Annotated in this window: 1 protein-coding gene; it reads left to right on the top strand. The window is 63.0% G+C overall.

The window, feature by feature from the left end; translation table 11 throughout:
* Nucleotides 1–1,039: NAD(P)(+) transhydrogenase (Re/Si-specific) subunit beta (locus AC1DU9_RS29820; protein WP_477811273.1), on the top strand; the 1,039-nt coding region annotated here is incomplete at its 5' end.
* Between the last annotated feature and the right edge of the window lie 54 nt (nt 1,040–1,093).

Raw genomic sequence — 1,093 nt, forward strand, 5'->3', positions numbered from 1 at the left:
CCGCCTGGAACTGTTCCTCGGGGCCGCCATCGGTGCAATCACCTTCTCCGGCTCGGTCATTGCCTTCGGCAAGCTGGCCGGCAAGTACAAGTTCCGCCTGTTCCAGGGTGCACCGGTACAGTTCAGCGGCCAGCACAAGCTGAACCTGCTGCTGGGCCTGGCCACCCTGGGCCTGGGCGTAACCTTCATGCTCACCGGCGACTACACCGCCTTTGCCGTGATGCTGGCCCTGGCCTTCGTGCTTGGCGTGCTGATCATCATCCCGATCGGGGGTGCCGACATGCCAGTGGTCGTGTCGATGCTCAACAGCTACTCCGGCTGGGCGGCGGCGGGCATCGGCTTCTCGCTGAACAACTCGATGCTGATCATCGCCGGTTCGCTGGTGGGCTCAAGCGGTGCGATCCTCTCGTACATCATGTGCAAGGCGATGAACCGTTCGTTCTTCAACGTCCTGCTCGGTGGTTTCGGCAATACCGCAGAGGCCGCCGGCCCGGCGGGAGCGAAAGAAGCCCGTCCGGTGAAATCCGGGTCGGCCGACGACGCGACCTTCCTGCTGACCAACGCCGACACCGTGATCATCGTGCCGGGCTACGGCCTGGCGGTCGCGCGGGCGCAGCATGCACTGAAGGAACTGACCGAGAAGCTGACCCATCGCGGCGTGACCGTGAAGTACGCGATCCACCCGGTGGCCGGTCGCATGCCGGGGCACATGAACGTGTTGCTGGCCGAGGCCGAAGTRCCTTACGACCAGGTGTTCGAGATGGACGACATCAACTCCGAGTTCGGCCAGGCCGACGTGGTGCTGGTGCTGGGSGCCAACGACGTGGTCAACCCGGCGGCGAAGAACGATCCGAAATCGCCGATTGCCGGCATGCCGATCCTCGAGGCGTTCAAGGCCAAGACCATCATCGTCAACAAGCGCTCGATGGCCAGCGGCTATGCCGGTCTGGACAACGAGCTGTTCTACCTGGACAAGACCATGATGGTGTTCGGCGACGCGAAGAAAGTCATCGAAGACATGGTCAAGGCCGTCGAGTAAAACCTGCCCAGCCCCTCCCAAAAAACCCCGGCCATTGACAGGACGGGGTTAATG

The organism is Pseudomonas sp. P4_C1, assembly GCF_056402155.1.